The 13,005-nt window shown below is 69.0% G+C and carries 13 protein-coding genes and 1 riboswitch; of the genes, 6 read left to right on the top strand and 7 right to left on the bottom strand.

Features of this window, described 5'->3' with window-relative positions; genetic code table 11:
* Positions 1-48 precede the first annotated feature (48 nt).
* Positions 49-426 (top strand): hypothetical protein, encoded by a 378-nt coding sequence (locus tag WH5701_RS06990; RefSeq protein ID WP_006171425.1) that lies wholly within the window; start codon positions 49-51, stop codon positions 424-426.
* Positions 427-434: 8 nt separating this feature from the next.
* Here the strand turns inward: WH5701_RS06990 and cobW are convergent, their stop codons facing one another.
* The 3 genes from cobW to WH5701_RS06975 all read right to left on the bottom strand — a co-directional run bounded on the left by cobW (position 435) and on the right by WH5701_RS06975 (position 2,924).
* Complete coding sequence (gene cobW / locus WH5701_RS06985; RefSeq protein ID WP_050751393.1) at positions 435-1,571, bottom strand: cobalamin biosynthesis protein CobW; 1,137 nt, start codon at positions 1,569-1,571, stop codon at positions 435-437.
* 2 nt (positions 1,572-1,573) lie between these two features.
* Complete coding sequence (locus WH5701_RS06980; RefSeq protein ID WP_006171423.1) at positions 1,574-2,143, bottom strand: HupE/UreJ family protein; 570 nt, start codon at positions 2,141-2,143, stop codon at positions 1,574-1,576.
* A gap of 164 nt (positions 2,144-2,307) precedes the next feature.
* A riboswitch (cobalamin riboswitch) is annotated at positions 2,308-2,469 on the bottom strand.
* Complete coding sequence (locus WH5701_RS06975) at positions 2,463-2,924, bottom strand: pentapeptide repeat-containing protein (RefSeq protein WP_006171422.1); 462 nt, start codon at positions 2,922-2,924, stop codon at positions 2,463-2,465. Its footprint overlaps the riboswitch before it by 7 nt.
* Before the next feature lie 130 nt (positions 2,925-3,054).
* Between WH5701_RS06975 and upp the strand changes: the two genes are divergently transcribed.
* Genes upp through glmU form a run of 4 tightly spaced genes read left to right on the top strand, consistent with a single transcriptional unit; the run spans position 3,055 to position 7,467 of the window.
* Positions 3,055-3,738 (top strand): uracil phosphoribosyltransferase, encoded by a 684-nt coding sequence (gene upp / locus WH5701_RS06970; RefSeq protein WP_006171421.1) that lies wholly within the window; start codon positions 3,055-3,057, stop codon positions 3,736-3,738.
* Positions 3,739-3,776: 38 nt separating this feature from the next.
* Positions 3,777-5,141, top strand: a complete 1,365-nt coding sequence (gene aroA / locus WH5701_RS06965; protein ID WP_006171420.1) for a 3-phosphoshikimate 1-carboxyvinyltransferase — start codon at positions 3,777-3,779, stop codon at positions 5,139-5,141.
* Positions 5,138-6,085, top strand: a complete 948-nt coding sequence (locus WH5701_RS06960; protein ID WP_006171419.1) for an MnmC family methyltransferase — start codon at positions 5,138-5,140, stop codon at positions 6,083-6,085. Before aroA ends, WH5701_RS06960 begins: the two co-directional genes overlap by 4 nt.
* Positions 6,086-6,114: 29 nt before the next feature.
* Positions 6,115-7,467: a bifunctional UDP-N-acetylglucosamine diphosphorylase/glucosamine-1-phosphate N-acetyltransferase GlmU gene (gene glmU, locus WH5701_RS06955; RefSeq protein ID WP_006171418.1), complete on the top strand. Its 1,353-nt coding sequence runs from the start codon at positions 6,115-6,117 to the stop codon at positions 7,465-7,467.
* Here glmU and murF read toward each other — a convergent pair.
* Genes murF through WH5701_RS06935 form a run of 4 tightly spaced genes read right to left on the bottom strand, consistent with a single transcriptional unit; the run spans position 7,436 to position 11,875 of the window.
* Positions 7,436-8,872: a UDP-N-acetylmuramoyl-tripeptide--D-alanyl-D-alanine ligase gene (gene murF, locus WH5701_RS06950; RefSeq protein WP_006171417.1), complete on the bottom strand. Its 1,437-nt coding sequence runs from the start codon at positions 8,870-8,872 to the stop codon at positions 7,436-7,438. The genes glmU and murF overlap by 32 nt on opposite strands.
* Positions 8,873-8,891: 19 nt before the next feature.
* Positions 8,892-9,590: a hypothetical protein gene (locus WH5701_RS06945; protein ID WP_006171416.1), complete on the bottom strand. Its 699-nt coding sequence runs from the start codon at positions 9,588-9,590 to the stop codon at positions 8,892-8,894.
* Positions 9,591-9,592: 2 nt separating this feature from the next.
* Positions 9,593-11,131, bottom strand: a complete 1,539-nt coding sequence (gene glgA / locus WH5701_RS06940) for a glycogen synthase GlgA (protein ID WP_006171415.1) — start codon at positions 11,129-11,131, stop codon at positions 9,593-9,595.
* Positions 11,132-11,185: 54 nt separating this feature from the next.
* Positions 11,186-11,875, bottom strand: a complete 690-nt coding sequence (locus WH5701_RS06935; RefSeq protein ID WP_006171414.1) for a L,D-transpeptidase — start codon at positions 11,873-11,875, stop codon at positions 11,186-11,188.
* A 127-nt stretch (positions 11,876-12,002) separates the two neighbouring features.
* Between WH5701_RS06935 and WH5701_RS06930 the strand changes: the two genes are divergently transcribed.
* Positions 12,003-12,968 carry a GAF domain-containing protein gene (locus WH5701_RS06930; protein ID WP_071934275.1) on the top strand — a complete coding sequence of 322 codons (966 nt, stop codon included), beginning with the start codon at positions 12,003-12,005 and terminating at the stop codon, positions 12,966-12,968.
* The last annotated feature ends 37 nt before the right edge of the window (positions 12,969-13,005 follow it).

The following is a 13,005-nucleotide window of genomic DNA, read 5'->3' as shown; positions in this document are numbered from 1 at the left end:
CCAGCCCCAGCTCCAGCTTGAAAGGGTGAGACGGAGGAGACCCAAGCCATGCAAGCCCCACCCCTGGCGCTGCCTGTACGGCGGCCCCTGTCAGCCTTCGCCGCGCTGACCCTGGCGGCGGTCGTGGTGATGGGGCTGGGCTGGGTCTCGCGAACGGCGTTGGGGGCCGAACCTCCGGCCTACAAGCTGGAATGCCGTCTTGAGAATGGCCCCTGGCACCCCTGTGTGATGACAGTGGAGTCGGTGGGGGAGCGCTGGCAGATCGACCTTGAGGGTCTTCGGGTCATATTCCGCCACGACGGTCGCGGCTCTGTGGAGATGCGCCGCTCCAGCGGCCCCTGGCAGCCGGTGAGTGGCCGCTGGCAGGACGACCATGCCCTCTGCTGGGACGGGGTCTGCGCCAAGGGTTCCTTCCCGCTGGATTGAGGGCCGCCTCAGGCCCGGGTGCTGAGGGCCGCGCCGCCCAGTGCTTTCTCCAGCCGTCCTCGGTCGAGGTGCAGGCCCAGCACCACCAGCTCCAGGCCTGGGCTTCCTTCGGCTTTGGGCTCTCCGGGATGACGGTCGTACCAGCAATCGAGCCGCGGACCGACCGCCTGGATCTGCAGGGGCCTTGGCTTGCCGCTCTGACGCAACCAGCCCTTGAGTCGCAGGATCCCCTGCTCCACGATCTGCTCGATCAGAAGGCGTTCCAGGGCCTGCCTCTCGAAGTCGCCCGGCAGCTGCAACGCCAGCGACTGCATCGGCACATGACTGTGGTCGTGGTCGTGCGCTTCGTCGCTGTGGGCGTGGTCGTGGTCATGGTCAGCGGGATGACCCTGCTGATCCGAACGGTGCCCAGAGGCCGGCTCAACGCGCTCAAGACCGAGCATGAGCTCGGCAGGCACTTCTCCGCGCACCATCGGCAGCACCTGTACTCCAGGTCGGCAAAGCGGCGCCAGTTGTTGTTGAACGGCCTCACTCTGGGGACCATCGAGCCGATCGGCCCGGCTCATCAGCACCAGGTCCGCCGCCGCCAGCTGATCCCGGAAGAGGTCCTCGAGGTCGCTGAGGTGGTCGAGGCTGGGGTCGGCCGAGCGCTGACGCTCCAGGGCCGCAGGGTCGCCCACCACGCTGCCCTGAGCCAAGGCTTCGCCATCGACCACAGCCACCACGCCATTGACGCGGGTGCGGGTGCGGATCTCAGGCCACTGAAAAGCCTGCACCAGCGGCTCGGGCAGGGCCAGACCGCTGGTTTCGACCACGATGCCGTCGAGGTGATCGGCCTTGGCCAGCAGGATCTGCATGGTGGGCAGGAACTCGTCCTGGACGGTGCAGCAGAGGCAGCCGTTGGCCAGCTCCACCAGCCGACCTTCCAGCTCGTCTTCGGGGCAGAAGCCGCAGCTGCGCAGCAGGGCTCCATCAATGCCCACTTCGCCGAACTCATTCACCAGCACTGCCAGGCGCTGTCCGCTGTGGAGGAGCAGCTGGCGCAGCAGCGTGGTCTTGCCGGCGCCCAGAAAACCGGTCACGACAGTGACCGGCAGCCGCGGGCTGGCGAGCGGGGCCGGCGGGACTGCGGTGGGGATTGCCATCGTCAGGGCACCAGCTGGGTCCAGGCGAACGTGGCGCCGATGCCGATCATCACCCCGGCCACCAGTCGCAGGTTGGCTGCCTCAAGCCCCCGGGCCCAGGAGCGGACCAGGGTGACGGCCGTGATCAGCAGGGCCCCTTGGCTGATCAGAAGCCCGAATAGATAGAGAACCTGGGCTGAGAACGACCAGCCCAGCACCGGCTGGCTGAGGACACTGCCGTGCAGGGCGATGGCGGGAAGCAGGATCCAGCGTGGCCAGCGGCCCAGCACCACCAGAGCGGTGGCCACGAGCGAGAGGGCTACCAGCAGTTCGCTGCCGGGCGGCACCGGCAGCACCAGGCCCAGGGCGGTGGAGCCCAGGCCGATCGCCAGCAGGGCGATCACCCAGCGCAGAGGCTGTTGCAGCCCCACCAGGCCGAGGCTGAGCAGAAAGAGGAGATGGTCAGGGCCGAGCAAGGGATGGCCCAGCCCACTGAGGAAACCAGCCATGGCCCCTTCCCTCAGTCCGAAGGCCTCCATCAGGTGGTGGGCCGAGGCGGGAGCAGCCAGCAGCGAGAGCAGCAGCAGGGGCACCAGCCCGGCCAGGGTGATCAGATTCCCGGGGGTGGGCCTAGAGCTGGCTCCGTGAGGGGTGGTTTGGTTGGGTCGGGGAGAGAATCGGGAGTGCCGTGCTGGCTGCCGTAGCCGAGCCGGATCCCGTGACAGGAAGGTCATGGTCTGGAATTCCGGTCCGCGCCGGCACGAGAGGGAGTACCGGCGGGTGTTCTGACTGGCTCGTGCGGCGGTTGTCGACCGGAGCACGGGCTTCACAGCTGCGGGACAGCGCCGGACTCACACCGGACTTTCCCCCTTGCCCCCGGTGGCTGTTCACCACCGGAACCGGACCCGAATGTTACCGGCAGCCCAGGCTTTCGACCGTGGACACCCCAGTGCTTGGGTTGACGCCATCGGCGCGGGAGCAGAGGGCCTTGACCTGGGAGAGATCCAGCACGGCGTCGCTGAAATCGGCCCCCTCGATCTGGGCACCGGTGAAACGGCTCTGCATGAGCATGGCGTTGCGCAGTACAGCCCCGCTCAGATCGGCCCCATCGAAGCGGGTGGCGAAGGCCACGGCGTCTTCGAGGTTGGCTGCGCTCAGGTTGGTGTTGGTGAGATCACTGGAGTTGAACACCGCCCCGCGCAGATCGCTGCCGCTGAGGTCGAAGCCGCCCATTGAGGCTTTGAGGAACTCCTGCTGACGCAGGTCACGGCCGTGCATGTCGGGCTGAAGATCCTGCAGGGCACGCTGGCCCCGCAGCTCCGGTGCCGTGATCGCAGCGGCGCTCCCCACCCCCATCAGCAGCGAGCTGCCCATCAGCAGGATCAGTCCGGCCAGCAGCGACCACCAGCGTCGGTGGATGCGCTGCCCAAGAGAAGGGTGGGGCCTGGACACCCGAAGAGCAGACGGCACTGCGCACGTAGCGTGACGGCTCAAGCTATGGCACATGAGCATGTCGCTGCGGGTGGTTGTTCCACCCCACCCCCTGATCGCCCACTGGCTCACTCTGCTGAGGGATCAGGACACCCCCTCGCCGCTGTTCGCCACCGCCATGGCCGAGCTGGGTCGCTGGCTCACCTATGAAGCCGTACGCGACTGGTTGCCCCAGCGATCCCTGCAGGTGCAGACCCCTCTGGCCGTCACCGACGGCATGGTGGTGGACCCGTCGGTGCCTGTGCTGGCGGTGCCGGTGCTGCGTGCTGGCCTGGGGCTGTGGGCCGGAGCCCAGGCAGTGTTGCCCTCCGCCCGGGTCGCCCATATGGGCCTGGTGCGGGATGAGCGCACGGGCGAGGCCAGTTGCTACCTCGACGCGCTGCCGCAGAGGATCGGCGAGCGGGTGGGGGTGATGGTCTTCGATCCGATGCTGGCCACTGGCGGCAGCCTGATCCAGGTGCTGGAGCGCCTGGAGGCCCGGGGGGTGAGCGGTCAGCGGTTGCGGGTGATCACGGCCCTGGCAGCCAGCCCCGGGCTCGCGACCCTCGGCAAGCGTTTCCCGAATCTCAGCGTGTACACCGCCTGCATCGATCCCGAGCTGGATGAGGCCTTCCGCATCGTGCCCGGACTGGGGGATGCGGGTGATCGTCTCAATGGCTCCCAGTCGCCGGCGTTTCCAGCGGAAGCTCAGGCCTAGGCTCCCCCGATTCCCCTTTCGCCTCGTCACTCCATCGCATGGCCGTCGCCCCCGCCCCCGGCAGCCCCCTGATCCTGGGCTCCAATGCCGGTGCTGGCCGGGAGCGCAGCCTGCGCGGCACGGTGCGGGTGCCGGGCGATAAGTCGATTTCCCACCGGGCTCTGCTCTTCGGTGCCATCGCCGAAGGCGAGACCCGTATCGAGGGCCTGCTCCCCGCCGAAGATCCCCTCAGCACCGCCGCCTGCCTGAGGGCCATGGGGGTCTCGATCGGTCCGATCCAGGCCGGTGAGCCGGTGCTGGTGCAGGGGGTCGGCCTCGATGGCCTCCAGGAGCCCGACGACGTGCTCGACTGCGGCAATTCAGGCACCACCATGCGCCTGATGCTGGGGCTGCTGGCGGGCCGCACGGGCCGCCATTTCGTGCTCAATGGCGATGCCTCCCTGCGCCGGCGGCCGATGGCCCGGGTGGGCCAGCCGCTGGCCGGCATGGGCGCGTTGATCCGCGGCCGGGCGGGCGGCAACCTCGCTCCGCTGGCGATCGAAGGCTGCCAGCTCCATGGCGCGGTGATCGGCACCCCCGTGGCCTCGGCCCAGGTGAAATCGGCCCTGCTCCTGGCGGCCCTCACGGCCAGCGGCTCCACCACCGTGATCGAGCCGGCCCGCTCCCGCGATCACAGCGAGCGCATGCTCAGCGCCTTCGGCGCCAAGTTGGACGTGGGTGGTGACATGGGGCGGATGATCTGTCTTCATCCCGGGGCCAGCCTGCGGGGGCTTTCGGTGGTGGTCCCCGGAGACATCAGCTCGGCAGCCTTCTGGCTGGTGGCCGCCGCCATCACCCCCGGGGCCGAGATCACCGTGGAGAACGTGGGCCTCAACCCCACCCGCACCGGCATCCTCGAGGTGCTTCAGCAGATGGAGGCCCGGCTGGAGGTGCTCAATCCCCGCGATGTGGCTGGTGAGCCGGTAGGGGATGTGCGCGTCAGCCATGGTCCGCTGAAGGCGTTCGAGATCGGTGGCGACCTGATCCCCCGGCTGGTGGATGAGATTCCGATCCTGGCGGTGGCGGCCTGCTGCGCTGAGGGGGTGAGCCGCATCCGTGATGCCGAGGAACTGCGGGTGAAGGAAACCGACCGGCTGGCGGTGATGGCCCGGCAGCTCGGGGCGATGGGAGCAGCCCTGGAGGAAACTTCCGACGGTCTGGTGATCGAGGGTGGACGCCCGCTCCATGGCGCCGAGGTCGACAGCGAAACCGATCACCGCGTGGCCATGAGCCTGGGGGTGGCCGCCCAGGTGGCCGTCGGCATCACCCGGCTGCACCGCTGCGATGCGGCAGCGGTGTCGTATCCAGGCTTCTGGGACGATCTGGCGCGCCTGCAGGGCGAACCCTCCGGCCAGGCGGGGTGAAGCCCGGGGCGCCGGCGGCGGCCCATCTCAGCCCCCGCTTCACCGATGACGGCAGTTTCAGCCTGCACAGCACGGAGTTTGCCGAGGGGTTCCACTGCCGCAGTGGCGCCCTGCTCGAGGCGCGGCGCACCTATGCGTACCCGGCCCAGCTGGAGCGCTTCAGCGCCGGGACGGAGCTCTGGGTGCTGGATGTCTGTGTGGGGATGGGCACCAACAGCGCCGCCCTGCTCGAGCTGGCGGCCCCCCTGGGGTTGCGCCTGCGCTGGTTCGGTCTGGAGATCGATCCTGCCCCCCTGGCTCTGGCCCTTGCGGAGCCTTCCTTCCTCCAGCAGTGGCAGCCAGCGCTCGGGCTGGATCTGCTCCTGCAGCTGCGGGACACCAGCCGCTGGCTGAGCCCTCACGGCTGGGGAGAGCTGCTCTGGGGTGATGCCCGCCAGGAGATCAAGGCGGTGCTGGCACAGGCCGCAGGGCGCTGCGATCTGGTGATGCTCGATGCCTTCTCGCCGCGCCACTGTCCCCAGCTCTGGAGTCAGGAGTTCCTGGCTGCGCTGGTCGCGCTGCTGGCTCCCCACGGGCGTCTGCTGACCTACTGCTCGGCCGCTGCCCCCCGCCGCAGCCTGGCTACGGCCGGCCTGCAGCTGGCGGCGCTGCGATCCGAAGCCGCCGGTGCCGGCGACAGTGCCGGTAGCCCTCCAGGTCAGGCTTGGAGCCATGGCACCGTGGCCGCTCCGGCGCTGGAGGTGTCTTCGCCTTGGTGGCGGCCCCTGTCGCTGATGGAGCGGGAGCATCTGGCCAGCCGGGCCGGCGAGCCCTATCGCGACCCAGGGGGCAGCGCCGAAGCGGCCGAGATCCTGGCCGATCGCCAGCGGGCCCAGACCCTCAGTGGGGCGGAGCCGGCCAGTGCCTGGCGGCGGCGCTGGGGTCTGCATGGACAAGACCGGTAGATTCCGACGCCAGATGCCTTGATCCGCCGATGCTCGCCGTTGCCGTGCTGGCCGCTGGAAAGGGCACCCGGATGAAGAGCGATCTGCCCAAGGTGCTGCAATCCCTGGCGGGAGCCACCTTGGTGGAGCGGGTGCTGGCCAGTTGCCGCCACCTCGATCCCCAGCGGCAGGTGTTGATCGTGGGCCACCAGGCCGAACGGGTGCGCACCGCCCTGGCCGATCTGGACGGCCTGGAGTTCGTGCTGCAGCATCCGCAGAACGGCACGGGCCATGCCGTGCAGCAGCTGCTGGCTCCTCTGGAGGAGTTCGAGGGGGAGCTGCTGGTGCTCAATGGCGATGTCCCCCTGTTGCGGCCCGCCACCCTGGAGGCGTTGCTGGAGCGCCACCGGGCCTCCGGGGCCGCGGTGAGCCTGCTCACGGCCCGGCTGGCTGATCCCAGTGGCTATGGCCGGGTGTTCACCGATGACCAGGGCCAGGTGGAGGCGATTGTCGAGCACCGCGACTGCAGTGAGGATCAGCGCCGCAATGACCTCACCAATGCCGGCATCTACTGCTTTAACTGGCGCGCCCTGGCGGCGGTGCTGCCGCAGCTGAGCACCGACAATGACCAGGGGGAGCTCTACCTCACCGACACCGTGGCGATGCTCCGGCCCGCCGAGCACATGGAGGTGGAAGACCCCGCCGAAATCGCCGGCATCAACGACCGTTTGCAGCTGGCCCAGTGTGAGGCGGCCCTGCAGGAGCGGCTCCGCTGCCACTGGATGGCGGAGGGTGTGAGCTTCGTGGATCCCGCCAGCTGCACCCTCAGTGAGGGCACCCGCTTCGGCCGGGATGTGCTGGTGGAGCCCCAGTGCCATTTCCGGGGCAGCACCAGCATCGGCAGCGGCTGCCGCATCGGCCCCGGTTGCCTGATCGAGGACAGCCAGCTCGATGACGGCGTGGAGGTGCTCTACTCCGTGCTGCGCGACGTGAGTGTGGCCGGGGGGTGTGTGGTGGGGCCCTTCGCCCAGCTGCGTGCGGGTGCGCGGCTGGAAAGCGGCTGCCGCATCGGCAATTTCGTGGAGGTCAAGAACAGCCACCTGGCCGCCGGCTGCAAGGCCAACCACCTCAGCTATCTCGGCGATGCCGATCTGGGGACCGGGGTGAACGTGGGGGCCGGCACGATCACCGCCAATTACGACGGCGTGCGCAAACACCGCACCGTGATCGGCGCCGGCAGCAAGACCGGCGCCAACTCGGTGCTGGTGGCACCGATCGTGCTGGGTGCCGGCGTGACCGTGGGGGCCGGCTCCACCCTCACTCGCGACGTGCCGGACGGTTCCCTGGCCCTGGGCCGTGCCCGTCAGCTGATCAAGGCCGGCTGGAGCCCGCCGCGGGGCTGAGCCCCCGCTCCAGCAGCGGCAGCAGGCGCTCCAGGGCCACCCCCCGGCTGGCTTTCAGCAGCAGGTGGTCGCCGGGCTCCAGCCAGCCCAGCAGCGTCTGGGCGGCGTCCTCCGGGGAATCAACTCGTTGCAGGCGTGGCAGGCCGGCAGCCCCCGCCAGCAGTGCCTCCCCTTCAGCGCCGCCCGCCACGATCACCAGCCCATCGAGCCCGAGGGCTCTGGCCCGCTCTCCCACCCGGCGGTGCAGCTCGGTGCTCTGCTCCCCCAGCTCGAGCATGGTGCCCAGTGCCGCGAAGCGCCGCCCCCCCTGGGACGCCAGCAGATCCAGCGCAGCGAGCATCGCTTCAGGGGAGGCGTTGTAGGTCTCATCGAGCACCTCGATCTCCCCGAGGCGGATCCGCCGGCTGCGCCCGCCCGGCAGGGCCACCTCCAGACGGCTCAGCTGCAGGGGATCCACCCCCAGTTCGCTGGCCACGGCCAGGGCCAGCAGCAGGTTGCGGGCGTTGTGGCGGCCCGGCAACGGCAGCTCGGTGCTGTGCTCCCTGGCCCCCGGCTCCGCCCGCCCCCAGATCAACCGGTCGCCGTCGGTGCCGGCCCGGAGGCGGCCCAGCAGCTGGCCTGGCTGGGGGCCCGTGGGGTCGTCCTGGAGGGCGACGCGGATCACTCGCCCGCTCCAGACGGCGGCGAGGCTGGCTTCGAGCAGGGGGTCACCGGCCGGGATCACCACCAGACCATCGGGGCGCAGGGCCGCGACGATCTCGCACTTGGCGGTGGCGATGGCCTCGCGGCTGCCCAGCCGGCCGATGTGGGCCGTGCCGATGTTGGTGATCACCGTGATGTCGGGCTCGGCGCAGCGGCTGAGTCGCTCAATCTCCCCCAGACCGCGCATGCCCATCTCCACCACAACGGCCCGGTGCTCCCCGCCGGCCTTGAGCAGGGTGAGCGGCACGCCGATGTCGTTGTTCTCGTTGCCCACACTGGCGAGCACCGGACCGAGGGGGGACAGCACGGCGCGGATCAGCTCGCGGGTGGTGGTCTTGCCGGCTGAGCCGGTCACGGCGATCACCGGCGCGCTGCCCTGACGGCGCCAGAGGCGTCCCAGCTCCTGGTAAGCCGCCTGGGTGTCATCCACCAGCCAGATCCGGCCGCCGCTGGAGCGCACCAGGGCCTCGGCCTGCTCGGCGCTGAGGCGGTCGCGCTGGGCCAGGACGGCCAGCGCCCCCTGCTCCAGGGCCGCTGCCAGGAAGCCGTGGCCATCGAAGCGCTCCCCCACCAGGGGCACGAACAGGCAGCCGGGTTCCAGCTCGCGGCTGTCGGTGCCGATGCGGCTGAAGCTGGCCGCCTGATCGGCGGGAGCCGCTTCGATCGGCCTTCCCCACAGCTCCACCAGGTTCGCCAGCCGCATCGCTTCCGCCCGCTTCGGATCAATCGAGCAGAATCATGCCGCCGCCCACGACGGCATTCCGGCCCAGCTCGGCGCCGCTGGGGGCGAACAGGCGCAATTGCTCGTAGCCGAGGCCGAGGGCCTGCTGCCACCACTGCTGCGCCAGTCGTTGCCGTTCGCGCTCAGGCAGGACCTGGAAGGCCTCCGAGATCCGCAGGTTCAGCAGCAGGGCGCTGCCGCCTGTTGGCGCCGCCAGCACCAAGCCCGAGTCGTCGCTGAACCCCTGCGGCAACAGGATCGGGGCGCTGCTGGCGCTGGGGGCAGCCTTCGCCTTCGGGGGCAGCGGCTCGGGAGGCGTTTCCACCGGGGCCTGAACCGGATCAAAGGCTGGATCAATGGGTAGCGGGGGCGATGGGACCGTTGGCGATCGAACGGATGGCGATGGCCCTGACCCATCCAGCCCCACTGGCCTCTCCACGCTCGGTGAGTGCAGCTGCCGAACGGCCCATCCCCCGGCCAGGCCCAGCAGGAGCAGTGCCGACAGCAGCAGAGCAGGCCAGAAGAGAGTGGCCTGACCCCGGGGCCAGAACGGAGGTGTGGGCAGATCCCCCTGCCATTGGCGGCGCCAAAGTCTTCTCAGGGCCAGCACGCAGCTGGCGTAAACGGCGCGCAGATCCCTCCCCAGTGCCCGCCAGGGACTTTCGTAGACGACCGGCAGCTCGGAGCCCGGGCGCTCCATCCTCAGCCCTGGCCGCGGCGCAGAAGGACGGAGAGGGGATTGCGGGGACCGCCGCCGCCTTCCGGCCTGGGGGGCTGGGCCGTGGCCTCACCGGCCTGGCCGAGGCTGGGGTCGGCCTCCTGACCGAGGGAGAATTGCTCCACATCGGCGGCCGAGGGAGTGGGTTGTTTGACCCCACGCACATCGCGGTACATGGCGTCGTAGTCGAGCGCCGAGCGGGTCCAGCTGTGGTCCACCGCCATGGCGCGCAACTGCAGCTCCCGCCAGCTGTGGCTGTGGCGATAGGCCTCCCAGGAGCGCACGATCGCGGTGTAGAAGTCGACCGGCTCATAACGATCGAAGCAGAAGCCCGTGCCGCTGTGGTCGGCGGGCACATGGGGCTGGACGGTGTCGACCAGGCCGCCCACCTTGCGCACGATCGGGATGCAGCCGTAGCGCATCGCCAGCATCTGGCTGATGCCGCAGGGCTCGAAGCGGCTGGGCATCAGGAAGGCATCGGCGCCGGCATAGATCAACCGCGCCAGGGCATCGTCGTAGGTGAGGAACACGGAGAAGCGGCCGGGATGACGGGCGGCCATCTGCCAGAGGCCCGATTCATAGTTGCGGTCGCCTGTTCCCAGCACCACGATCTGGCTGTCGGAATAGGCCAGGACCCGGTCGGCCACCTGCAGCAGCAGATCCACACCCTTCTGATCCACCAGTCGGCTCACCATCCCCATCAGATAGGTGTCGGCATTGACCCCCAGCCCCATGCGCTCCTGTAGCACCCGCTTGTTGGTGGCCCTCGGAGCCATGTCGGTGGCGCTGTAGCAGGCGGGCAGCAGGCTGTCGGTGGCGGGGTTCCAGGCTTCGGTGTCGATGCCGTTGAGGATGCCGCGCAATTTTCCGCTGATGTAATTCAGCAGGCCATCGAGGCGTTCGCCGTATTCGGGCGTGCGGATTTCCTGGGCATAGGTGGGGGAGACGGCGTTGACCCGATCGGCATAGAGCAGAGCGGCGGCCATGGTGTGATCCCCCTGCATGTACCAGGGAATCCAGGTCATGCGCTCGAGTTTCCAGCGCCAGGGGCCCTGATATTCGAGGTTGTGGATGGTGAAGACTGTGCTGATCTCGGGGTCCTGGTGCATCCAGACCGGGATCATGCCGGTGTGCCAGTCATGGCAGTGAAAGACCTCCGGCTTCCAGTGGTTCCAGGCGAATTCGGCGGCGGCGTTGGCAAAGAACGTGAAGCGCCAATCCTCATCTTCTCCGCCGTAGATGCGCTCCGGATCGAACACCGGATGTCCGACCAGATAGAGCGGCAACCCATGGGTGGGATGCCGGGTTTCATAGACGGCGAAGTCGTTGCCCATCGCCCGGCCGCGCCAGACGGGTTCGCTGGGGATCTCCAGGCGGCTCCAGAGCTTGCCGTAGCCCGGCATGATCGTGCGCACGTCGTGGCCGAGGGCCGCCACCGCTGGCGGCAGAGACCCCACCACATCGCCCATGCCCCCCACCTTGATCATCGGGGCGCACTCGGCGGCGGCGAACAACACGCGCATGGGGAGAACGCAGGGGAGGGCCGAACTCTACGTTTGTTGCTCCGGGTGACCCCTTCAGGGCAGCACGGTGACCACAGTGCCCATGCGCACCAGCTCAAAGAGGTCGCGCACGTTCTCGTCATACATGCGCACGCAGCCGTGGGAGACGGCCTGGCCGACGGTCTCCCGCTGGGGGGTGCCATGGAAGCCGGCGGTGACGCAGCCCTTCACCTCCAGGTGCTGCTGACCGTTGAACCCGCGCTTGCCGGCGCAGTCGCGGTGGAAGCCGATCCAGCGGCTACCCAGGGGGTTGTTCGGACCGGGGGGGTAGAGCTTGCCGCTCACCGGGTGCTTCCAGACCGGATCGGGCGCCATCTCGATCACCTGGAAGCGGCCAAGAGGCGTTTCCCAGCCGGGCATGCCCACGGCCACCGGGAAACGGCGCAGCTCTCGGCCATCCTCGATCACCACCACCTGCCGCTTGCTGCGGTGGAGCACCAGGCTGCGCTCAGGACCCGGGGACGCGATCGCCAGGGTGGCGCTGGAATTGGCCTGAGCTGGCGTCTGTGTCTGCGGCTGGGGGTGAGGTTGTGGTTGAAGGGCCGGGGTGTGGGGGAGCTCGATCGGCGGATGCCACGGCCGTGGAGCGGAGACAAGGGGCTGCACCTCTGCCAGGGCACCGGTCGGTGACAGCAGGCTGCCACCGAGCAGCAGGGTCGCCAGCGGGATTGTGAAGCGGAAAGGCACGGCCGGGCGTTGGGTCACAAGCTCTTCAGACCTAGGCTAACCATCGCGGTCTCGACAGGACCGTGATGGCCAGGACTGCGATTCAGAGGATGCAGAGGAAACAATGGGCTGGCGCCCCGGAGAGTCCTTGCTCTCTCTGGAGACCATGACCCCCTTCCCCGACTATCCGACTCCCGCCGATGAGGAAGAGCGGCTGCGGTCGCTGGAGAGGACCCTGCTGCTCGACACCGAATCGGACGCGGACCTCGACCGCATCACCACCCTGGCCTCCGAGACCCTGGACACACCGATCGCCCTGATCTCGCTGGTGGATCGGGAGCGTCAGTGGTTTCTGTCCAGAGTGGGTCTCGAGGCCTCCCAGACACCCCGGTCCATGGCGTTCTGCGCCCACGCGATCACCCAGTGCTCGACGCTGGTGGTGCCTGACGCCCTGGACGACCCCCGCTTCAACACCAATCCGCTGGTGGTGTCGGAGCCGAAGATCCGCTTCTATGCCGGCGCCCAGCTCAGGCCTCAGGACGGGCAAGCCCTTGGCACCCTCTGTGTGATCGATCGGACACCCCGCCAGTTCAGCCCACGGCAGCTGCACTGGCTCCAGCTCTTCTCCGAACAGGTGAGCCGGGAAATCGAGCTGCGCCAGCGGCTGGCGCGTTGTCCCATCACCGGGTTCTTTCGCCGCAGCGCATTCGAAGTGCTCTGTCAGAAGGAGTTCGAGCGGGCCCGGCGCACCCAGGGCTCCCTGACCCTGCTGCTGCTCAGTGTTCAGAATCTCGACCAGGTGCGTGGGCTGGCCGAGGCCACGGCTCCCGATGGTCTCGTCGGTGAACTCGCCGAGCGCTTCACAGCGCTGGCGATGGAGCCCGATCTCCTGGGCCGCTATTCCGATGCCTGCTTCGCGATGCTTCTGGTCGGGGCTTCGCAGCAGCGGGTCGAGGCCGTGTCCGAAACCCTGCGAGGTGCCTTGGTGCGCTCTCTGCATCCTCAGCTGTTGATCGGCCTGAGTCGCCTGGAGGCGGATGACCTGAGCGCCGCTGACCTGCTCATCCGCGCCGATAACGACCTGTTCCTGGCCAGGGCTGGGGAGCCGATCAATCCCTTGCCGGGCCCGTGAAGGGTCGGCCGGTGGTCCTGCCTGTTCTGGTGTCGAC

Source organism: Synechococcus sp. WH 5701 (assembly GCF_000153045.1).
Taxonomy (GTDB): Bacteria; Cyanobacteriota; Cyanobacteriia; order PCC-6307; family Cyanobiaceae; genus Regnicoccus_A; species Regnicoccus_A antarcticus.
The sequence above is the reverse complement of the archived record's forward strand: the minus strand, read 5'-3'. Positions and strand labels throughout refer to the sequence as shown.

Bases quoted from the DNA above. Each gene is read 5' to 3' on its own strand.
- WH5701_RS06990 (WP_006171425.1), top strand. From the start codon at position 49: ATGCAAGCCCCACCCCTGGCGCTGCCTGTACGGCGGCCCCTGTCAGCC.
- cobW (WP_050751393.1), bottom strand. From the start codon at position 1,571: ATGGCAATCCCCACCGCAGTCCCGCCGGCCCCGCTCGCCAGCCCGCGG.
- WH5701_RS06975 (WP_006171422.1), bottom strand. From the start codon at position 2,924: ATGGGCAGCTCGCTGCTGATGGGGGTGGGGAGCGCCGCTGCGATCACG.
- upp (WP_006171421.1), top strand. From the start codon at position 3,055: ATGAGCATGTCGCTGCGGGTGGTTGTTCCACCCCACCCCCTGATCGCC.
- aroA (WP_006171420.1), top strand. From the start codon at position 3,777: ATGGCCGTCGCCCCCGCCCCCGGCAGCCCCCTGATCCTGGGCTCCAAT.
- glmU (WP_006171418.1), top strand. From the start codon at position 6,115: ATGCTCGCCGTTGCCGTGCTGGCCGCTGGAAAGGGCACCCGGATGAAG.
- murF (WP_006171417.1), bottom strand. From the start codon at position 8,872: ATGCGGCTGGCGAACCTGGTGGAGCTGTGGGGAAGGCCGATCGAAGCG.
- WH5701_RS06945 (WP_006171416.1), bottom strand. From the start codon at position 9,590: ATGGAGCGCCCGGGCTCCGAGCTGCCGGTCGTCTACGAAAGTCCCTGG.
- glgA (WP_006171415.1), bottom strand. From the start codon at position 11,131: ATGCGCGTGTTGTTCGCCGCCGCCGAGTGCGCCCCGATGATCAAGGTG.
- WH5701_RS06930 (WP_071934275.1), top strand. From the start codon at position 12,003: ATGACCCCCTTCCCCGACTATCCGACTCCCGCCGATGAGGAAGAGCGG.